Origin of the sequence: Rhizobium sp. YS-1r, assembly GCF_000757525.1 — a bacterium.
Classification (GTDB): domain Bacteria; phylum Pseudomonadota; class Alphaproteobacteria; order Rhizobiales; family Rhizobiaceae; genus Neorhizobium; species Neorhizobium petrolearium.
The window spans coordinates 105,476-124,997 of the sequence record NZ_JPYQ01000006.1; the positions used below are offsets into that span (position 1 = coordinate 105,476).

At 59.9% G+C, this 19,522-nt stretch carries 19 protein-coding genes; 11 read left to right on the forward strand and 8 right to left on the reverse strand.

All coding sequences use genetic code 11. The features are described 5' to 3' along the window. Positions 1-5 precede the first annotated feature (5 nt). Entirely contained in the window at positions 6-2,927 is a 2,922-nt protein-coding gene (gene uvrA, locus JL39_RS04920) for an excinuclease ABC subunit UvrA (protein ID WP_037148434.1), read from the reverse strand. A 249-nt stretch (positions 2,928-3,176) separates the two neighbouring features. Between uvrA and JL39_RS04925 the strand changes: the two genes are divergently transcribed. Next, positions 3,177-3,719 (forward strand): single-stranded DNA-binding protein, encoded by a 543-nt coding sequence (locus tag JL39_RS04925; RefSeq protein ID WP_037146883.1) that lies wholly within the window; start codon positions 3,177-3,179, stop codon positions 3,717-3,719. A gap of 66 nt (positions 3,720-3,785) precedes the next feature. Here the strand turns inward: JL39_RS04925 and JL39_RS04930 are convergent, their stop codons facing one another. Together JL39_RS04930 and JL39_RS04935 are read right to left on the reverse strand one after the other, a co-directional pair. Beyond that, entirely contained in the window at positions 3,786-4,958 is a 1,173-nt protein-coding gene (locus JL39_RS04930) for an HPP family protein (protein ID WP_037146886.1), read from the reverse strand. Between the two features lie 77 nt (positions 4,959-5,035). Beyond that, positions 5,036-5,665 carry a MarC family protein gene (locus tag JL39_RS04935; protein WP_037146889.1) on the reverse strand — a complete coding sequence of 210 codons (630 nt, stop codon included), beginning with the start codon at positions 5,663-5,665 and terminating at the stop codon, positions 5,036-5,038. A gap of 226 nt (positions 5,666-5,891) precedes the next feature. Here JL39_RS04935 and gyrA point away from each other — a divergent pair, with 226 nt between their 5' ends. Then, complete coding sequence (gene gyrA / locus JL39_RS04940; RefSeq protein ID WP_052182681.1) at positions 5,892-8,729, forward strand: DNA gyrase subunit A; 2,838 nt, start codon at positions 5,892-5,894, stop codon at positions 8,727-8,729. A gap of 129 nt (positions 8,730-8,858) precedes the next feature. Here the strand turns inward: gyrA and JL39_RS32070 are convergent, their stop codons facing one another. Both JL39_RS32070 and JL39_RS32075 read right to left on the reverse strand, forming a co-directional pair. Next, positions 8,859-9,002 carry a hypothetical protein gene (locus JL39_RS32070; RefSeq protein WP_200883928.1) on the reverse strand — a complete coding sequence of 48 codons (144 nt, stop codon included), beginning with the start codon at positions 9,000-9,002 and terminating at the stop codon, positions 8,859-8,861. Positions 9,003-9,031: 29 nt separating this feature from the next. After that, positions 9,032-9,187, reverse strand: a complete 156-nt coding sequence (locus tag JL39_RS32075) for a hypothetical protein (RefSeq protein ID WP_200883929.1) — start codon at positions 9,185-9,187, stop codon at positions 9,032-9,034. Positions 9,188-9,618: 431 nt separating this feature from the next. On the opposite strand from JL39_RS32075, the gene coaD reads away from it, so the two are divergent. The 5 genes from coaD (at position 9,619) to tgt (ending at position 13,551) form a co-directional block, all read left to right on the forward strand. After that, positions 9,619-10,113, forward strand: coding sequence for a pantetheine-phosphate adenylyltransferase (gene coaD, locus JL39_RS04945; RefSeq protein ID WP_037146892.1), 495 nt, complete (start codon positions 9,619-9,621; stop codon positions 10,111-10,113). Between the two features lie 24 nt (positions 10,114-10,137). After that, positions 10,138-10,710 (forward strand): peptidylprolyl isomerase, encoded by a 573-nt coding sequence (locus JL39_RS04950; RefSeq protein WP_037146894.1) that lies wholly within the window; start codon positions 10,138-10,140, stop codon positions 10,708-10,710. 53 nt (positions 10,711-10,763) lie between these two features. Beyond that, entirely contained in the window at positions 10,764-11,273 is a 510-nt protein-coding gene (locus tag JL39_RS04955; RefSeq protein WP_037146897.1) for a peptidylprolyl isomerase, read from the forward strand. Positions 11,274-11,338: 65 nt separating this feature from the next. Continuing rightward, positions 11,339-12,424, forward strand: a complete 1,086-nt coding sequence (gene queA / locus JL39_RS04960) for a tRNA preQ1(34) S-adenosylmethionine ribosyltransferase-isomerase QueA (protein WP_037146899.1) — start codon at positions 11,339-11,341, stop codon at positions 12,422-12,424. Further along, on the forward strand, positions 12,421-13,551 hold the full coding sequence (gene tgt / locus JL39_RS04965; RefSeq protein WP_037146902.1) for a tRNA guanosine(34) transglycosylase Tgt: 1,131 nt from the start codon (positions 12,421-12,423) through the stop codon (positions 13,549-13,551). Before queA ends, tgt begins: the two co-directional genes overlap by 4 nt. 3 nt (positions 13,552-13,554) lie before the next feature. On the opposite strand, the gene JL39_RS04970 is transcribed toward tgt, so the two are convergent. Then, positions 13,555-13,980: a DUF4864 domain-containing protein gene (locus JL39_RS04970; RefSeq protein ID WP_037146905.1), complete on the reverse strand. Its 426-nt coding sequence runs from the start codon at positions 13,978-13,980 to the stop codon at positions 13,555-13,557. 278 nt (positions 13,981-14,258) lie between these two features. On the opposite strand from JL39_RS04970, the gene JL39_RS04975 reads away from it, so the two are divergent. Continuing rightward, complete coding sequence (locus JL39_RS04975) at positions 14,259-15,413, forward strand: MFS transporter (RefSeq protein WP_037146908.1); 1,155 nt, start codon at positions 14,259-14,261, stop codon at positions 15,411-15,413. Positions 15,414-15,490: 77 nt separating this feature from the next. On the opposite strand, the gene JL39_RS04980 is transcribed toward JL39_RS04975, so the two are convergent. Beyond that, the gene (locus JL39_RS04980; RefSeq protein WP_037146911.1) at positions 15,491-16,609 is read right to left on the reverse strand and encodes an LLM class flavin-dependent oxidoreductase; all 1,119 of its coding nucleotides are present in this window, start codon (positions 16,607-16,609) and stop codon (positions 15,491-15,493) included. A gap of 101 nt (positions 16,610-16,710) precedes the next feature. Here JL39_RS04980 and JL39_RS04985 point away from each other — a divergent pair, with 101 nt between their 5' ends. The 3 genes from JL39_RS04985 (at position 16,711) to JL39_RS04995 (ending at position 18,555) form a co-directional block, all read left to right on the forward strand. Further along, positions 16,711-17,265, forward strand: a complete 555-nt coding sequence (locus tag JL39_RS04985; protein ID WP_037148439.1) for a winged helix DNA-binding protein — start codon at positions 16,711-16,713, stop codon at positions 17,263-17,265. Between the two features lie 143 nt (positions 17,266-17,408). Next, positions 17,409-17,996, forward strand: a complete 588-nt coding sequence (locus JL39_RS04990) for a J domain-containing protein (RefSeq protein ID WP_037146913.1) — start codon at positions 17,409-17,411, stop codon at positions 17,994-17,996. Positions 17,997-18,075: 79 nt separating this feature from the next. After that, positions 18,076-18,555, forward strand: a complete 480-nt coding sequence (locus tag JL39_RS04995; protein WP_037146916.1) for a GNAT family N-acetyltransferase — start codon at positions 18,076-18,078, stop codon at positions 18,553-18,555. Between the two features lie 145 nt (positions 18,556-18,700). Here the strand turns inward: JL39_RS04995 and JL39_RS05000 are convergent, their stop codons facing one another. After that, complete coding sequence (locus JL39_RS05000) at positions 18,701-19,522, reverse strand: MBL fold metallo-hydrolase (protein ID WP_037146919.1); 822 nt, start codon at positions 19,520-19,522, stop codon at positions 18,701-18,703.

Genomic DNA, 19,522 nt, shown 5'->3' on the forward strand with positions numbered 1-19,522 from the left:
GATGTTTACTCCGCCGCTTCCACCTTTTTTGCCGGTCGCCGATCCAGCAGTTCCTTCAGGAATTGCCCGGTATAGGACCGCTTTTCCCTGACGATCTGTTCCGGCGTACCTGCCGCGACGATCTCGCCGCCGCCCGTGCCGCCTTCCGGACCGATATCGATAATCCAGTCCGCCGTCTTGATGACTTCGAGATTGTGCTCGATCACCACCACGGAATTGCCCTGGTTCACCAGTTCGTGCAGCATTTCCAAGAGCTTGGCGACGTCGTGGAAATGCAGGCCGGTCGTCGGCTCGTCGAGGATATAGAGCGTGCGACCGGTCGAGCGCTTCGACAGTTCCTTGGCTAGCTTGACGCGCTGCGCCTCGCCACCCGAAAGCGTATTGGCCTGCTGACCAACCTTGATATAGCCGAGGCCCACATCGAAGAGCGACTGCAGCTTGTCGCGCACCGCCGGCACCGCGGAGAAGAACTCGACGCCTTCTTCGACCGTCATGTCGAGCACGTCGGCGATCGACTTTCCCTTGAAGGTGACGTCGAGCGTTTCGCGGTTGTAGCGCTTGCCGTGGCAGACGTCGCAGGTGACATAGACGTCCGGCAGGAAGTGCATTTCGATCTTGATCACCCCGTCGCCCTGGCAGGCCTCGCACCGCCCACCCTTGACGTTGAACGAAAAACGGCCCGGTTGATAGCCGCGCGCTTTTGCTTCCGGCAGGCCCGCAAACCAGTCGCGGATCGGCGTGAAGGCGCCGGTATAGGTCGCCGGGTTGGAGCGCGGCGTCCGTCCGATCGGCGACTGGTCGATATCGATCACCTTGTCGATGAATTCGAAACCGTCGATCCGGTCGTGCTCGGCGGGAATCTCGCGGGCGCCCATGATGCGGCGTGCGGCCGCCTTGTAGAGTGTCTCGATCAGAAACGTGGACTTGCCGCCGCCCGAAACGCCGGTCACCGCCGTAAAGACGCCAAGCGGAATGGCGGCTGTAACATTCCTGAGATTGTTGCCGCGTGCGCCAAAAACCTTGATTTCCTTGCTCTTTTTTGGCTTTCTGCGCTCGGGCGGCACGGGCACGCCGAGCTCGCCGGAAAGATATTTGCCGGTCAGCGATTTTGGATTGGCCATGATCTCGGCCGGCGCCCCTTGAGCCACCACCGTACCGCCGTGGATGCCGGCGGCCGGGCCGATGTCGACCACATAATCCGCCGTCAGGATGGCATCCTCGTCATGCTCGACGACGATCACCGTGTTGCCGATATCCCTGAGGTGCTTCAGCGTGTCGAGAAGGCGCGCGTTGTCGCGCTGGTGCAGGCCGATCGACGGCTCGTCGAGCACGTAGAGCACGCCGGTCAGGCCCGAACCGATCTGCGAGGCAAGGCGGATGCGCTGGCTTTCGCCGCCGGACAATGTGCCGGAATTGCGCGACAAGCTCAGGTAATCGAGGCCGACATCGTTCAGGAAGCGCAGGCGCTCGCGAATTTCCTTGAGAATTCTCACCGCGATCTCGTTCTGCTTGGCGTTCAGGTGTTCCGGCAGCGCCTCGAACCAGTCGCGCGCCACCCTGATCGACATTTCGGTGACTTCGCCGATATGCAGCTTGTGGATCTTGACGGCGAGTGCTTCCGGCTTCAGGCGATAGCCGTTGCAGGCGGGGCAGGGAGCGGCGGACATGTAGCGCTCAATATCCTCACGCGCCCATGCGGAATCGGTTTCCTTCCAGCGGCGCTCGAGATTCGGCACGATGCCTTCGAAAGTCTTCACAGTCTTGTAAGAGCGGGCGCCGTCGGCATAATGGAATTCGATCTTCTCCTCGGTCCCGTGCAGGATCGCCCTTTGCGCCTCTTCCGAGAGCTCGTTCCAGCGGCTCGAAAGCTTGAACCCGAACGCCTTGCCCAAAGCTTCGAGCGTCTGGTTGTAATAGGGCGAGGTGGATTTCGCCCAGGGCGAGATCGCGCCGTCGCGTAGGGTCCGGGCGGGCTCCGGCACGATCAACGCCTCATCCACTTTCTGCTGCGAGCCGAGCCCGTCGCAGGTTGGGCAGGCGCCGAACGGATTGTTGAACGAGAAGAGGCGTGGCTCGATTTCCGGAATGGTGAAGCCGGAAACGGGGCAGGCGAATTTTTCCGAAAACAACACGCGCTCATGTGTCTCGTTGAGCGATTTGTTGGCCGAACCGCCTGCCGCCGTTTCCTCCGGCGGCAGCGGCTTGTCGGCGAATTCGGCGACCGCCAGGCCGTCGGCAAGCTTCAGCGAGGTTTCGAGGCTGTCGGCGAGGCGCGCACCGATATCGGAACGCACGACAAGCCGGTCCACCACCACATCGATATCGTGCTTGTATTTCTTGTCGAGCGCCGGAACATCGGCAATCTCGTAGAACTGGCCGTCGACCTTGACGCGCTGAAAGCCCTTCTTCATCAGATCGGCGAGTTCTTTCTTGTACTCGCCCTTTCGGCCGCGGATCATCGGCGCCAGAATATAAAGACGCGTGCCTTCCTCGAAGGCGAGGATGCGGTCGACCATCTGGCTGACGGTCTGGCTCTCGATCGGCAATCCCGTCGCCGGCGAATAGGGCACGCCGACGCGTGCGAAGAGCAGGCGCATATAGTCGTAGATCTCGGTGACCGTGCCGACCGTCGAACGGGGATTGCGCGAGGTCGTTTTCTGTTCGATCGAGATCGCCGGCGAAAGCCCGTCGATCTGGTCGACGTCCGGCTTCTGCATCATTTCCAAGAACTGGCGTGCGTAGGCCGAAAGGCTCTCGACATAGCGCCGCTGACCCTCGGCATAGATCGTGTCGAAGGCAAGCGAAGACTTGCCCGAGCCGGAAAGCCCGGTCATGACGATCAGCGAATTGCGCGGCAGGTCGAGATCGATGCCCTTCAAATTGTGCTCGCGCGCACCACGTATTGAAATGGTTTTGAGTTCACTCATCTTCATGCTCTCGGGAGGATCGAAGGTCCTTATGTAGTGATTGATCCGTCGCTGTCGAGACGGAAACTTGCTGCAATGCAGCGCCATTTCGAGTCGGTTGACAGCACTATAGGAATAAAATAGAACAAATAAAGAACAAATTTGCCTGTGGATTAAAAATCATCGGCGCCCAATGAGTGAGGCCGATGGGCTAAAGTGTCATGATTGGTTTTAAGTCCGCGGGATGCGGCAGAGACGAGGTGAAGAGTTATGGCTGGTAGCGTGAACAAGGTCATTCTGGTGGGGAATGTCGGGGCCGATCCGGAAATTCGCCGCACACAGGATGGCCGGCCGATCGCCAACCTGCGCATTGCGACCTCCGAGACCTGGCGCGACCGGAATTCCGGCGAGCGCCGGGAAAAGACCGAATGGCACAATGTCGTCGTCTTCAACGAAGGCCTCTGCAAGGTTGTCGAGCAGTATGTGAAGAAGGGCGCCAAGCTTTATATCGAAGGCCAGTTGCAGACCCGCAAATGGCAGGACCAGAGCGGCAACGACCGTTATACGACGGAAGTGGTGCTGCAGGGTTTCAATTCGACGCTCACCATGCTCGATGGTCGGGGTGAGGGCGGTGGCGATCGAGGTGGTTACGGTGGCGGCGGTAACAATCGCGTCGGGAACGACTACGGCGGCGGTGACTTCGGTGGTGGCGATGATTATGGCCGGCCGTCGGGCGGCCCGGCTCGTGGTGGCAGCCAGCAGCCGGCAGGCGGGAATTTCTCGCGCGATCTCGACGACGATATCCCGTTCTAGAATCGAGGATTTCCTCGACTTTCATCAACACCTGCAGGGATTGATGCCTGAGCGCTCTGTTTCATTTCAGGCGCTTAGACGCATATCGGCGTCTTGGGTTGCTCCGTCGGCGAGCATCGCCACCAGGACATCCGACTGTGATAATATCCCCACGAGTTTATTATTGCTCCGGGTGACCGGCAGGTAGTGCAGTCCTTCCTCGGCAAAGATGACGATGGCATCGGCAACGGGCGTGTCGGGACTAACGGTTCTGACGGGTGCAGTCATGATGTCCTTGATCGTGTCGCTGGGCGCGCTTTTGCCGGAAAGCACCAGGCGCAGGCGTTGGCCGAAGCCGATCCTGGGCCGTCCTTTGGTCCAGTTCGCCTTGTCGAGGAAATCGGTCTGCGTAACGATGCCGACGACCTCGGCTTTGTCATTGGTAACGGGCAGGGCCTTGAAATGATGGGCGCGCATCAGGTCATGCGCTTCCTTCAGCGAGTTGTCGGGCGCGACTGCGACGACGTCGCGGGACATGATGCTGGCACAATCGAGATGGACGGCGCGGCGGCGATAGGAGCGCAATTCCGTTCGCCGCAGGATGGTTTCGAGATCGTCGCGGTCGATATCGAGAAATTCGTCATATTCCTTCAGCACCTCGTCGAGGTCCTCTGACGTGAAGCCGATGCGCTGAACGGGAGCGGGATCGGCGGTGCCGTGATCAGTCGTGGGCGGCTTGATCGCGTGAGGGTAGGGGCGTCCCGTCAGGTTGTTGAAGATCAGGGCAAGCACGAGCAGGGCCAGCGAATTGCCTGCGACCGGCCAGAGGACAAAGCCGTATCCAAGTTCATGGATGGCCGGCCCGCCGAGTACGGCGGTAAGTGCGATCGCACCGCTCGGCGGATGCAGGCAGCGGAAGGTCATCATGAGAGCGATCGCGATACCGATCGCAGCCGCTGATGCTACGAACAGATCATTGATGAGCAAGGCGGCGGTCACGCCGACCAGCGCTGCAACAGTATTGCCGCAGAGGATCGACCAGGGCTGGGCGAGCGGGCTGGACGGCACGGCAAAGAGCAGGACGGCCGAGGCTCCCATCGGCGCAATCAGGGCCGGAAGCGATGCGTCGGCCCGCAAGGCCAGACCTCCGATCATCCCCGTGACCAGAATTCCCGTCAGAGCGCCGAGAGCGGCGCGCAGTCTTTCCCTCGTACTGATGGGGCTGGCTTCGGGCAGAAGCCGGCGTAGGGTGCGTTGCATGATGGACTTTCGATTCCGATTGATGGCATTCCGGTTGGCGAGCGCTTTTAGCAGAAAACGGCGCTTTGTCGCGGGCTCTATAGATGAAAAGCCGAACGCACGCCGTCCACGATGAACTGGACGGACAGGGCGGCGAGGATGACGCCCAGCAGGCGGGTGAGGATCGCCCGGCCGGTGACGCCAAGAAAACGGTCGAGACGTTCTGCGATCAGCAGGGTGACGTAGACCAGCAGCATGATCAAGCCGATGACACCGATCAGCAGGGCGCGGTCAAGTGGGCCGGGGAATGTTCCGGCAAGCAGCACGGTCGCGGAAATGGCGCCTGGCCCGGCGATCAGCGGCAGGGCGAGCGGAAAGACCGCGATATTGTGGATATGGTCGATGGTGATTGCCGCCTGAGAGGTCTTTTCCTTCCGCTCCTGGCGTCTTTCGAAGACCATCTCAAAGGATATCCAGAAGAGAAGCAGGCCGCCGGCAATACGAAAGGCGCCGATCGAAATCCCCAGGATGCCGAGCACGCCCGAGCCGAAGAGAGCGAAGACGGCCAGGATGCCGAACGCAATCAGCGATCCCCGAAGCGCCACATGCCGCCGCTGGAGCGCAGTCATGCCGACGGTCAGTCCCAGGAAGACCGGCGCAAGCCCCGGTGGATCGAGTGTCACAAGCATCGTGGTCAGTGCATTGACCAGCATATCCGGGGTGGCCATATCCTCTCCTGTCACGCTGCATCCTTGCAGTCGCATGCGAAGATTGTTAGGACAGGCGCGCGGTTTAGGGAAGCCTGCAACGGGTTTTCGAAATTGAGGTGCTATGTCTTGTACAATGCCCGGAAAACACCGCAAAAGCTGTTCAAAACCACGGTGGAAATTGGCGCTCGGAACCGCTTTCCGCTATAAACAACCAACTGATTCCGAACAGAGATCGTGATCCGATTTGACTGAGCAAAGCACACCCGGCGGCGGAAAGCTGCCTCCAGGCATCGAACCCATTTCCATCATGGAGGAGATGCAGCGGTCCTATCTCGATTACGCCATGAGTGTGATCGTCAGCCGCGCTCTCCCGGACGTCCGAGACGGACTGAAACCGGTTCACCGGCGCATCCTCTATGGCATGTCGGAACTGGGGATCGACTGGAACAAGAAATACGTCAAATGCGCCCGTGTCACCGGGGACGTGATGGGTAAATACCATCCGCACGGCAACCTGGCGATCTATGATGCGCTCGCCCGTATGGCGCAGGACTGGTCGCTCCGCCTGCCGCTGATCGACGGCCAGGGCAATTTTGGTTCGATCGACGGCGACCCGCCGGCGGCCGAACGCTATACCGAATGTCGCCTTGAAAAGGCTGCCCATTCCCTCCTCGACGACCTCGACAAGGAGACGGTCGATTTCCGCGACAACTACGACGGCACGCTCTCGGAACCCGTCGTGCTGCCGGCGAAGTTTCCGAACCTTCTGGTCAATGGTGCCGGCGGCATCGCCGTCGGCATGGCGACCAACATACCGCCGCACAACCTCTCGGAAGTCATCAATGGCTGCATTGCCATGATCGACAATCCGGCGATCGAGCTGCCGGAGCTGATGGAGATCATTCCCGGTCCGGACTTTCCGACCGGCGCCCTAATCCTCGGCCGTTCCGGCATCAGGTCGGCCTATGAGACGGGCCGCGGCTCGGTCATCATGCGCGGACGCGCCACGATCGAACCGATGCGGGGCGACCGCGAGCAGATCATCATCACCGAGGTTCCCTATCAGGTGAACAAGGCATCGATGGTCGAGAAGATCGGCGAACTCGTGCGGGAAAAGCGCATCGAGGGCATTTCCGACCTGCGCGATGAATCAGACCGCCAGGGTTACCGCGTGGTCGTCGAGCTGAAGCGCGACGCCAATGCGGATGTGATCCTCAATCAGCTTTATCGCTATACGCCGCTGCAGACCTCTTTCGGCTGCAACATGGTGGCGCTGAACGGCGGCAAGCCTGAACAACTCGCGCTCATCGACATGCTGAAGGCCTTCGTGTCCTTCCGCGAGGAGGTGGTGAGCCGGCGCACGAAATACCTGCTGCGAAAGGCGCGCGAGCGTGCGCACGTCTTGGTGGGGCTCGCGATTGCGGTTGCCAATATCGAGGAGATCATTTTGCTGATCCGCCGTGCGCCCGATCCGCAGACGGCGCGCGAACAGTTGATGACCCGCCGCTGGCCGGCTCACGATGTCGAGGCGCTGATCCGCCTGATCGATGATCCGCGCCATAAGATCAATGATGACGGCACCTATAACCTGTCGGAAGAGCAGGCTCGCGCAATTCTCGAACTGCGTCTTGCGCGCTTGACGGCTCTTGGCCGCGATGAAATCGGCGACGAGTTGAACAAGATCGGTGTCGAGATCAGCGACTATCTCGAAATCCTGTCGTCACGTCTTCGCATCCAGCAGATCGTCAAGGACGAACTCGCCGCAGTTCGTGACGAATTTGGCACGCCGCGGCGCACCGAGATTCTCGAAGGCGGTCCGGATATGGACGATGAGGATCTCATCGCCCGTGAAGACATGGTCGTCACCGTTTCGCATCTCGGTTACATCAAGCGCGTGCCGCTCGGTACCTATCGCGCCCAGCGCCGCGGCGGCAAGGGCCGTTCCGGCATGGCGACGCGTGATGAGGATTTCGTCACCCGCCTGTTCGTTGCAAACACGCACACGCCGGTGCTGTTCTTCTCTTCGCGCGGCATCGTCTACAAGGAAAAGGTCTGGCGCCTGCCGATCGGTACGCCGCAGTCGCGCGGCAAGGCACTGATCAACATGCTTCCGCTGGAATCCGGCGAACGCATCACCACGATCATGCCGTTGCCCGAGGACGAATCGACCTGGGATAACCTGGACGTCATGTTCTCGACCACGCGCGGCACCGTCCGCCGCAACAAGCTGTCGGACTTCGTGCAGGTGAACCGCAACGGCAAGATCGCCATGAAGCTCGAGGAGGAGGGCGACGAGATCCTCTCCGTCGAGACCTGCAAGGGTCCGAACTCGGACGTCAACGAACCGGGTGACGACGTGCTGCTGACGACCGCGCTTGGTCAATGCATCCGCTTCCCTGTCGATGATGTGCGCGTCTTCGCCGGCCGCAATTCGATCGGCGTGCGTGGCATTACGCTCGGCGAGGGGGATCGCATCATCTCGATGACCATTGTCGGCCATGTCGATGCGGAGCCCTGGGAGCGTGCAGCCTATCTCAAGCGCTCGGCGGCCGAACGCCGTGCGGCGGGCGTCGACGAGGAGGATATTGCTCTCGTTGGCGAGGAAGTCACCGAGGGAGGGCTGCTGTCCGATGAACGTTATGAAGAGCTGAAGGCACGTGAAGAATTCGTGCTGACGGTTTCGGAAAAAGGCTTCGGCAAGCGTTCGTCCTCCTATGATTTCCGCACATCTGGCCGCGGGGGCAAGGGTATCCGCGCCACCGATACGTCCAAGACCGCCGAGATCGGTGAACTGGTCGCCGCCTTCCCGGTTGAGGAAAATGACCAGATCATGCTTGTTTCGGATGGCGGCGTGCTGATCCGTGTGCCGGTCAACGGCATCCGCATCGCCAGCCGTGCGACCAAGGGTGTGACGATCTTCTCCACTGCCAAGGATGAGAAAGTCGTATCGGTCGAGCGTATCAGCGAGCCGGAAGGCGACGAGGAAAACGGCAATGATCTGCCTGAAGAGATCACGGCCGAGACTGGTGATATCGGTGCTGCTCCGGAAGGCGGACCGACGGATGAAGGTACGGCCGAATAGGCCGCGCCTCTCCAGAACTGGACGAGCCGAACAAAAGTTAAAAGCCGGAGGATCTGATCCTCCGGCTTTTGTTTGAACCGGTCGCGACGGGAGTTCTGCGTGATCCGGTCCGTACTACTGTGAAATTGCTTAGAACGCGCTGTGACGACGCGCGAAATCACGAAAATCCTTCATGTCCTCGCGCTCACGGCGAAGTTCGGAAATCGTGGATGCCACGGATGCCACGAACATGATGCTGATCAAGCCTGCAAGTACAGTCAACGTCACGAACATGGTCATCCCTTCTGGTTCGTGTACCCGCGTCAGTAATACGAGAGATCGCTATAGCGACCCGTTACCTGCGGGTAATTGAGATCGGTCAATTCGGATTTATCTTGATAAAGGGTTACTGTTGCCGTCAGCATTACAGCGATCATTGCCGTCCACACCAGGTTGATCATGGTGATCTTGTCAGGCATGACCGTTTTCCTTTTCGCGATCATCTCCGTCTGTCCTTCTTGTTTGCCTGAACGCGCGTCGCGCAAACAGGTTCCACCGCATTTTGAGAGAAACTTAGCCGGATTGCTCTGAAGCGTCCTTGAATGGCCTGTTCATCTGGCGTTCAGAATTCGACCATTTCACGCTTCGTCTGGTCCGAAAGCGACGACCATGGCTTCCACCAGGAAAGCAATCATCACGGCCCCCATCACTATCACCGCCAGCATCTTTCCTTCGTTTCTCCCTCGATACGGACGGGGCTTAGTGCCCGCCACGATGCGCATAAGATCACAATGCCGCTGAAACACCCTTGAACGGGGCATTCATCTTCCGTTCAGAATTGGGAGAGTCTTGCGGCGAGCAGCCTTCCGTGACAAAAGGCCGGAGAATTCGTTGGAACAGGCCACTCGGCATGACGACTGCTTTTTATCCCGGTTCTTTTGATCCGATGACCCATGGTCATCTGGATGTGCTCGTCCAGGCACTCAATGTTGCCGAGACGGTGATCGTCGCGATCGGCATTCATCCGGGCAAGGTTCCGATGTTCACCTTCGAGGAGCGAGCCGAACTCATCCGCGCATCGCTTTTTGAAGTCCTGCCCGGCAAGGCAACCAATGTTTCCGTGGTTTCTTTCGATAATCTTGTGGTCGATGCAGCCCGCGCCAACGGTGCGGCACTTCTGATCCGCGGGCTGAGGGATGGAACCGATCTCGATTACGAAATGCAGATGGCCGGCATGAACAGGCAGATGGCGCCGGATATCCAGACTGTCTTCCTGCCAGCGGGCACCGCCTCGCGGCCCATTACGGCCACATTGGTCCGGCAGATCGCCTCCATGGGCGGCGATGTCAGCGCCTTCGTGCCTGCCGCAGTCCTCAAAGCCCTGAATAACAAGCTGAAACGCTGATCGTTTCCGAACCCGGAGTTCCGTATGAAATTGCTTGGTTTCACCATTGCCGGCGCTTTCGCCCTCGCTTCCATGGTCATGCCGGCTTTTGCCGCGCCGGACGATGTCCTGACGATCCAGCTCAAGGATGGTCCGGTTGTGATCCAGTTGATGCCGGAGGTCGCTCCGAAGCATGTGGCGCAGGTCGAGGCGCTTGCCGCCAAGGGCGCTTATGACAATGTCGTCTTCCACCGCGTCATCGATGGCTTCATGGCCCAGACCGGCGACGTCCAGTTCGGCAAGGAAGGCGGCCCAGGTTACAACCCCGGCCGCGCCGGCACCGGCGGCTCCGACCTGCCGGATCTTCCAGCCGAATTCTCCAAGGTCCCGTTCGAGCGCGGCACAGTTGGGATGGCGCGCGCGCAAAGCCCGAATTCCGCCAATTCGCAATTCTTCATCATGTTTGATCAGGGCTCTTTCCTGAACGGCCAATATACGGTCATCGGCAAGGTCGTCTCAGGCATGGAGTTTGTCGACAAGATCAAGCGCGGTGAGGGCCGCAACGGAGAAGTCACCAACCCCGACAAGATGATCAAGGTCACCGTCGGCAAGAAGTAACCGAGGGCGCCTCGTCGCAGACGACATATCGGGCGCTAAAAAAGGAGAAGAAAATGGCCGAGATCAAGGATCCGGAAAACACCCTCATCATGGAAACCACCAAGGGCAAGGTCGTCATCTCGCTGATGCCGGACCTGGCACCCGGCCATGTCGCCCGTATCAAGGAGCTTGCGCGCGAAAACGCCTATGACGGCGTCGTTTTCCACCGCGTCATCGCCGATTTCATGGCCCAGACCGGCGACGTGAAGTTCGGCAAACAGGGAAGCGAAAGCTTCAATCCGGCCCGCGCCGGCATGGGCGGTTCCGAAAAGCCTGACTTGAAGGCCGAGTTCTCGGCTGTGCCGCATGTGCGCGGCACCTGCTCGATGGCCCGTTCCCAGAACCCGAATTCGGCGAATTCCCAGTTCTTCATCTGCTTCACCGATGCACCATGGCTCAACAAGCAGTACACCGTGTGGGGCCAGGTCATCGAGGGCATGGACAATATCGACCAGATCAAGAAGGGCGAGCCGGTCAAGGATCCGGACTCGATCGTGTCGTTGCGCGTCGCCGCCGATGTCTGATCTGACTTGAATGACCGACCCGCTCCGTCTCGTGTCGGGGCGGGTTTCGCTTTTCCGGGAAAATTATGCGCGTCGACTTTTTCGACTTTGACCTGCCAGAGGAAAGCATCGCACTGAGGCCCGCAAGCCCGCGCGACAGCGCCCGGCTGCTTGTCGTCCGGCCCGAGAGCGACCCTGTGCTTGCCGACCACAGAGTCTTGGAACTGCCGAATTTTCTGAGAGCCGGCGATGCGCTGGTCTTCAACGATACCAAGGTCATTCCGGCCCAGCTCGAAGGCATCCGCCATCGGGAAGGGGCTGGCGGCCAGCAGGTTTCCGCCACCCTCCACATGCGCACCGCGCCTGATGTCTGGAAGGCCTTTGCGAAACCCGGCAAACGCATCAAGATCGGCGATCGCATCGAATTTGGCCACGGCGGCAATGCCTGTCTGCTGGGGGCGCTCACTGCAACCGTCGAGGAGAAAGGCGAGGGCGGTGAGGTGACGTTGCGCTTCGATCTTTCCGGCCCGGCACTGGACGAGGCGATCGCGGTAGTCGGACACATTCCACTGCCGCCTTATATCGCCGCCAAGCGGCCGGAAGACGCCCAGGACCGCAAGGACTACCAGACGATCTATGCCCGGGAGGAGGGTGCCGTCGCGGCGCCGACAGCAGGCCTGCATTTCACGCCCGGGCTTTTCGCAGCCCTCGATGCCGCCGGTATCGAACGGCATTTCGTGACGCTGCATGTCGGGGCAGGGACGTTCCTGCCGGTCAAGGCCGAGGATACGACCGATCACAGGATGCACCAGGAAATCGGCTATGTGAGCGCCGGGGTTGCGGCAAGCCTGAATGCCGTGAAGAGAAGAGGCGGTCGCATCGTCTGCGTCGGCACGACGTCGCTCCGGCTGATCGAGAGCGCGACTGCCGAAGATGGCATGATAAAACCATGGAGTGGTGCGACCGACATCTTCATCACGCCCGGCTATCGCTTCAAGGCAGTCGACATGCTGATGACCAATTTCCATCTGCCGAAATCGACGCTGTTCATGCTGGTCTCCGCATTTTGCGGGCTTGAGACGATGCGTTCTGCCTATTCCCATGCCATATCGACGGGCTATCGCTTCTACTCCTACGGCGACGCGTGCCTGCTTTTCCGGACCGACAAATGAGTGAAAACTTCCAATTCAACCTCAGGGCCACCGATGGTGGTGCGCGTCTTGGCGAGATCACCATGCCGCGCGGCATGATCCGCACGCCGGCTTTCATGCCGGTCGGGACGGTCGGCACCGTCAAGGCCATGTATCTCGATCAGGTGCGCGACACTGGCGCCGACATCATCCTCGGCAACACCTATCACCTGATGCTGAGGCCGGGGGCGGAGCGCGTCGCCCGCCTCGGCGGGCTCCACAATCTCATCCGCTGGCCGCACCCGATCCTGACCGACAGCGGCGGTTTCCAGGTCATGTCGCTTTCCGGGCTCCGGAAGCTCGACGAGAAGGGCGTGACCTTCAAGAGCCATGTGGACGGCAGCCTGCATCACATGTCGCCGGAACGGTCGATCGAAATCCAGGGCCTTCTGGGCTCGGATATCCAGATGCAGCTCGATGAATGCGTGGCACTGCCGGCAGAACCCAAGGAGATCGAGCGAGCCATGGAATTGTCGCTGCGTTGGGCCGAGCGCTGCCGCGTCGCGTTCGGCGATCAGCCTGGCAAGGCCATGTTCGGCATCGTCCAGGGCGGCGACATAGCAGATCTGCGCATCCGTTCTGCCGAAGGTCTGAAACAGCTTGATCTCAAGGGCTATGCGGTGGGCGGCCTCGCAGTCGGTGAACCTCAGGACGTCATGCTGAAGATGCTGGAGACCACGCTCCCGGTGTTGCCGAACGAAAAGCCGCGCTACCTGATGGGTGTCGGCACGCCGGACGATATCCTGAAGTCGGTCGCGCGTGGCATCGACATGTTCGACTGCGTCATGCCCACCCGTTCCGGCCGCCATGGCCTCGCCTTCACCCGCCGTGGCAAGGTCAATATCCGCAATGCCCGCCATGCCGAGGATCTGCGGCCTCTCGACGAGGAGTCGAACTGCCCGGCAGCGCGGGATTACTCCCGTGCCTATCTTCACCACCTCGTCCGTTCGGACGAGGCGTTGGGCGGCATGCTGCTCTCCTGGAACAACCTGCACTACTATCAGGACCTGATGAAGGGCATCCGTCAGGCGATCGCCGAAGGCCGTTTTGCGGATTTCTACGCCGAAACGCAGGAAATGTGGGCCAAGGGCGATCTCGATCCGCAGTGAGGGTCAGATGCCCTGGCTCGCTGTATTGCGCATCATCCGCACGCCATCGACCTTGTAACTTCCGTCATCCATCAGCCGCATTTGGTAGATGGCGGTCCAGTCCTTACCCTCCCTGGCGCCGATCATCACTTCCTGCAGCACCATTTCTCCGCCACCGATGAGTTTCGAGCGGCCGAAGGCATAGTTGCTGGCCTGATAGACGGGTTCGTAATCCTTGCGCACCATGTCCAGGAACCGGTTCTTGTCGGGGTAGAGGCTACGGATGCCAGGAGAGGCGAAGGAGTAGGCCCTTTCCGCGTCATTGCGCATCAGCGCGGCGATCTGGCCAGAGATGACCGCCTGAGCCTCCGCGACGGGGTCTTCGGCTTTGGCGGCGGTGAAGGATAAGAGAGCGAGACACAGAACGACAGGAAGTAATCGAACGGGCATCGGTTTTCTCCAAGATGGCTGCAAGGAGGCTAGCGCGTTTCTGGGAAAGGAGAAGATGGTCCCCGCAAATTTTTGAGGCATCGCCCCTGGAACGGGCAGGCGAATCTGAACGATTGCAGGATGATGACAGGTGCAGTGGATTGCGCCTGATATTCATACTTTTCCGTGAATTTTCGCCCCTCAGTGGCGCAGGGCAGGGTTCCGTTATCGCCGCTTGTCTGAAGTGATCCGCGCTGGCACGAATGCGCCGGGAGCTCTGATTCGCCCGGAACATTTTTATGAAAACCTTTCTGCCGCCGGCATTGCTTTATTTCAGCAATGCTATCCTGTTCATTTCGCTTTTTACCCGCCTGCCGGCCATCCAGGCGTCGATGGGAATCGATAAGGCAGTCCTTGGTTTCGCGCTGCTGAGCGCGCCGGTCGGTACATTTCTGGCCTTGCCTCTCGCCGGGCGGATTACAGACCGTTTTACACCGCGGCTGACGGCGCTCGTCACATTGCCGATCTGCGCTTTGCTCAGCCCGCTGCTGACGATTTCCCCGGTCATCGGCTTCGTCCTTTGTTTCTTCCTCTTCGGCTTCTTTCGCACAATCTTCGACGTCGCCGCCAACATGATCTCCGCCGGTATCGAGCAAAGAACCGGCACGAAGGTCCTGGCGCGCAGCCATGGCTTCTGGTCGGTTGGACTGCTCGTCGGATCCTTGTGTTCCGGCTTCCTGGCGGAGAGGGCGGTGGCGCCTTTTTCACAACAGGTTATGGCCGCTGCCTTCGTCGTTGCGGCTTGCCTGCTGGTGTTCTGGGTCACGCCGAAGGACGTGGCTCCGGACGCGCAGCCGGAACGCAAGCGCTCTGCCTATGTCTTGCCGGACCGCACGATCCTGCTCATCTGCGTCATGGTCTTCGGGCTCTGTATCGTCGAAGGCGCAGTCTATGATTGGGGCATCTTCTTCTTGCGCGAAGAACTCGGCGCCGATCCGGCAATTGCCGGCATGCTCTATGCTGCGTTTACCATTGGCATGGGCCTGACACGGTTGTCCGGCGATATGCTCCGGGATAGCTTCAGGCCCATGGTTCTGGTGCGCGCATCGGCCGTTTCGGTCGCAATGGGAATCATGCTCTTAGTGATGACGTCGAGCCTCACGCTCGCGGGCGTCGCCTTGTTTCTGATCGGCTGCGGCATCGCGCTCGCTTTCCCGCTGGCGGTCTCGACGACGATCGAGCGCGGCAAAGGGCAGCCGTCGGAAAACCTTGCGGCTTTATCGCTGACGCTGATGCTCTCGACGATCGGTGTGCCGCCGCTGCTGGGCTTCATCGCCGAGCATGTCAGTCTCGCTGCGACTTTCCTCGTATTGCTGCCCTGCGTGATGGTCAGTTTCCTCATGGCGCCGGTGGCGGAGGGCCGGCGCCTATCCCTGTGGCGCAGAGGCAGCTAAGCCAGATGCAGCTTCACGCCGGCTTCTTCCGCTCGATCCGGGCGGTCTTGCGGCGAGCGACTAGCATTTCCACAGTCTCAGGCTGCAGCCGCCGCCGTCGTCACGCTCCTTCGGATTCCCTCGGCCTCCAGGATCGGCAATACCGTGTCCCGGAAGTAGGGAAACTCCTCGGCATAGTCGACGAAGGACAGCGTTGTGCCATTAAGGCCGGCCCTGTGAAGCGACAGTATCCCTTCCGCCACCTGTTCCGGCGTACCGACCAGCGGAAAGCCGCCATGACCCGCTGCCATGCGGTCGCGTATGAGCGCGAGGAGATCGTGCGGGAAGGAATGCGCATGGGCAAACTGCAGCCGGACCAGGTTGTCTACGGCCTCCCAATCCGCATTGTCCTTTCCAAAATGCTGGAGATAGTCGCGTGCCTCCTTTTCCGTCGGCCGGCAGACGACATGCGAGAAGGTGAGAACGCCGAGATCGCGACCGGCGGCCTTGCCTTGCGCTTTTAGTTCGGCAACCTCGGATGCCGAGCGTTCGAGGTCGATCGCCGGCGTGAACAGGAAGTCGGCATTGCGGACGGCGAAGGCACGGCCCTGGCCGGAGCCGGCGGCGTTCAGGATGGGCACCTTGCGTGCCGGGCGAGGATCTCCGAGCACCCGGCTGAGATTGAAGAATTTTCCGTCGTAGTCGAAGGTTTCCGCCCGCTGCCAGAGCGTCTTGACCACATCGAACCATTCTTCCGCATAGGCATAGCGCGTTTCGTGATCGGTTGGCAGTTCGAGCCCGAGCGCCTCGTATTCGGGTTGGTTCCAGCCCGCAACGATGTTCAGGCCGATGCGGCCGCCACTGATCTGGTCAATGGTGGCGATCTGCTTGGCAAGGACGACCGGATGGTTGGCAACGGTGTGGATCGTGGCGAAGACGTTGATGTTTTGGGTTTTCGCCAGAAGGCCGGCCGCCCAGGTAACGGTTTCGAGAACATTGCCGTGGAAATTGGTCTCTCCACCGTAGCCGATCCAGCGGGCGATCGGCAGCATGAAGTCGATGCCGGCCGCATCCAGAAGCTGAGCCAATTTCAGATTGTTGTCCCACGAATTTTTCCAACGCTCAGGAACTTTGGTAACCGACATGCCGCCGGAGCAATTGGAGGCGAAAGTGCCGAGCAAAAACTGCCCGGCGGTGAACATGGAATTCTCCGTCATGGTTTGTTCCCCAGATTTTTGATAGATATTACAATAGAAAGTTTATTTGAAACCTAAAGCTTGTCAACATGATTGCTGCACTGGAGAAGGAAAACACGCCGATGAGTTCGATAGGGCAGGACGAAGGTGAGGCACAGCGCGGTCTGGACCGGAGCTGGCATCTCGCCAGGACGCCGTTGGAGGTGGACGTTGCGGAGCTCGAATATGCTCTGATGCGCGCCTTCGAGGCTTTCGGTCGGTGGCAGGCCGAATGTCTGGCTTCCGTCATCGATTTCGCCGCAAGCGGGCCGGAAAATGCCATGCTGCACATCATTCGCATGAACGATCGGCCAAAGACGATCAAGGACCTGGCACGACTTTCCAACCGCGAGGATATTCCCAATATGCAATACAGTCTGCGTAAGCTGATCGGGGCGGGGCTCGTGGAGCGCAAGGGCAGCGGGCGTTCCGGCGTCACCTATTCGGTGACGGAAAAGGGACGCGACGTAACCGAGCGTTATGCGCAGCTCCGCGCCTCGCTTCTTATCAAGGCGGTCCAGTCTTTGCCCAATTTCGGGGGGAGACTCGATGAGGCGACGAAGACCCTGGAATTCATGACCGGGATTTATGAGCAGGTGGCACGCTCGGCCGCTACCCATCGGCATCTCCCGAGGTGACGCGTCCGGATAAGCAACGCTGTGGGAAAATCGGGCAGGGGGGTGGCCTGCCCCTAATTGGCCATAAGGATGGATAATGGGTTGAGCCTGCGGGACTTAGACGTTACCACGATGAAATTGATTTGCCGAAAACAGGTGACACTGTGATCGACCCCTATGAGATGCTCGGTATTTCCCGCGAGGCGGATGGCGCGACCATCAAGTCTGCCTACCGCAAGCGTGCGAAAACGGCCCATCCGGATGCCGGCGGCGACGTCGACCTGTTCAGCAGGTTGACGACGTCCTACGAGCTTCTTTGCGACCCCGTGCGCCGCAAGGTCTATGACGATACCGGCTTCGATCCGGAACTTGCAGACACCAAGGACCTGCAGGGCCTCGTCATCCTTGAGACGCTGATCAACGAGGTTATCCTTGATGAGCGGGAGCCGGGGAGTTTTGATCCGGTCGCTGCCATGCGCCGCAAGCTCACCGACAAGATCGTCAACGCGCGGATTCATATCCTGGAGATGGAGCGTCACCGCGCCCGCATCCGCAACCATATCGACCGCATCGGCAGGAAACCGGAAACGGATGTTCTGGGTCGCATGCTGAGATCGCGTTGCGAAACGATCGGCGAGGCGATCGGCCGGGCGGAAAACGAGATCGAGAACATCGAAAAAGCCTATGGCATGCTGGACGGCTATTCCTACGAAATCGATGCCGTGGCGGAGATCAAATCAGCGGCTGAGTGACTGCGACCGTAACCTCTGTCTTGACATTGTCATTTGCATCAGGACATGGCTTCAGCCTGTTATTTTCAAAGGGTTTTCCATGGCGCTCATCATACGCGAAGCTGTCCGCGAGGATACTGCGACGCTTCTCGGTTTCATCCGCGAGTTGGCGCTCTATGAGAAGGCCGAACACGAGGTCGCCGCAACGGTTGAAACGATTAGGGAGTCGATCTTCGGCAGGGATTCGGTAACGCGCGCGCTGATCTGCGAACAGGACGGCGAACCGGTTGGCATGGCAATCTGGTTCTTCAGTTACTCGACGTGGCAAGCGAGGAACGGGCTTTATCTCGAAGACCTCTATGTGACGCCAAAGGCGCGCGGGCTAGGTGCTGGCAAGGCCATGCTGAAACGGCTGGCGGCGATCGCGCTTGAAAACGATTGCGGCCGTTTCGAATGGAGTGTGCTCGATTGGAACGAGCCGGCGATCCGCGTCTACGAGGCGATCGGTGCCGAACCGATGAAGGAATGGGTCCGCTATCGGTTGGCTGGCGAGACATTGCGAGACTTCGCCGAAAGCTGAAAGGGGAAGAACAGGCTGTCGCACTTCATCCTTGAACCCACGGGGCTACATACGGAAATCACATAAGATAGATTATGGAACTAATGGCCGTGATCTTGGGGTTGGAAAACCTTGGGGTCAGCGCTCATTCCCGTTCATTATCAGGTCAGAAATCGATCTCGACTTCGAACGCCAGTCCATCATAGGCCGGCTCCACATGCTCCGGCGTTTCCGCCATGACGGTATCGTAGTCGAGCGGAATGTGCATATGCGTCAGGATCGCACGTTTGGGCTGGAAGCGCGCGATCCAGTCGAGTGCCTGTTCGAGCGACAGATGGCTCGGATGATATCTGTATTGCAGCGCGTCGATGATCAGCACGTCGAGACCGGTGAGCTTCGGAATGCTCTCCGGCGGAAAGTCGCTGACGTCGCTGCAATAGGCCACATTACCGATCCGGAAGCCCAGCGAATGGATATCGCCGTGGGCCTGTCTGTACGGCAGGAACCGGATCGGCCCACCGGGACCGTCGATGACGATCGGCTCGTCCATGGTCTCGATCAGGAACGGCCGCGCGATCGGCGGGTAATTGCCGCCCGGCGGCGTCTCCAGGCAATAGCCGAAACCTTGCTGGATCCGCTCCATGGTGAACGGATCGGCATAGACCGGGATGCGGTGGCGCTGCAGCATGAAATAGGTCCGCAGGTCGTCTATGCCATGCAGGTGGTCCGCATGCGCATGGGTATAGAGCACCGCATCGACGCGGCCCACCTTGGCGGCGATCATCTGCTGGCGGAAATCCGGGCCAGTGTCGATCACCACCACGGTGCTGGCGCCGTCCGAGGCGATCTGCTCGACGAGAAAGGCGGCGCGTGTTCGATGGTTTTTCGGATTATCCGGATCGCAGGCGCCCCAATCGCCATTCGGCCGCGGCACGCCGGGTGACGACGAGCAGCCGAGAATGGTGAAGCGCTGCCGATACCGTGCCAA

Coding starts and splice junctions, on each gene's coding strand:
- uvrA (WP_037148434.1), bottom strand. CDS start 2,927: ATGAGTGAACTCAAAACCATTTCAATACGTGGTGCGCGCGAGCACAAT.
- JL39_RS04925 (WP_037146883.1), top strand. CDS start 3,177: ATGGCTGGTAGCGTGAACAAGGTCATTCTGGTGGGGAATGTCGGGGCC.
- JL39_RS04930 (WP_037146886.1), bottom strand. CDS start 4,958: ATGCAACGCACCCTACGCCGGCTTCTGCCCGAAGCCAGCCCCATCAGT.
- JL39_RS04935 (WP_037146889.1), bottom strand. CDS start 5,665: ATGGCCACCCCGGATATGCTGGTCAATGCACTGACCACGATGCTTGTG.
- JL39_RS32070 (WP_200883928.1), bottom strand. CDS start 9,002: ATGTTCGTGACGTTGACTGTACTTGCAGGCTTGATCAGCATCATGTTC.
- JL39_RS32075 (WP_200883929.1), bottom strand. CDS start 9,187: ATGCCTGACAAGATCACCATGATCAACCTGGTGTGGACGGCAATGATC.
- coaD (WP_037146892.1), top strand. CDS start 9,619: ATGACGACTGCTTTTTATCCCGGTTCTTTTGATCCGATGACCCATGGT.
- JL39_RS04950 (WP_037146894.1), top strand. CDS start 10,138: ATGAAATTGCTTGGTTTCACCATTGCCGGCGCTTTCGCCCTCGCTTCC.
- JL39_RS04955 (WP_037146897.1), top strand. CDS start 10,764: ATGGCCGAGATCAAGGATCCGGAAAACACCCTCATCATGGAAACCACC.
- queA (WP_037146899.1), top strand. CDS start 11,339: ATGCGCGTCGACTTTTTCGACTTTGACCTGCCAGAGGAAAGCATCGCA.
- tgt (WP_037146902.1), top strand. CDS start 12,421: ATGAGTGAAAACTTCCAATTCAACCTCAGGGCCACCGATGGTGGTGCG.
- JL39_RS04970 (WP_037146905.1), bottom strand. CDS start 13,980: ATGCCCGTTCGATTACTTCCTGTCGTTCTGTGTCTCGCTCTCTTATCC.
- JL39_RS04975 (WP_037146908.1), top strand. CDS start 14,259: ATGAAAACCTTTCTGCCGCCGGCATTGCTTTATTTCAGCAATGCTATC.
- JL39_RS04980 (WP_037146911.1), bottom strand. CDS start 16,609: ATGACGGAGAATTCCATGTTCACCGCCGGGCAGTTTTTGCTCGGCACT.
- JL39_RS04985 (WP_037148439.1), top strand. CDS start 16,711: ATGAGTTCGATAGGGCAGGACGAAGGTGAGGCACAGCGCGGTCTGGAC.
- JL39_RS04995 (WP_037146916.1), top strand. CDS start 18,076: ATGGCGCTCATCATACGCGAAGCTGTCCGCGAGGATACTGCGACGCTT.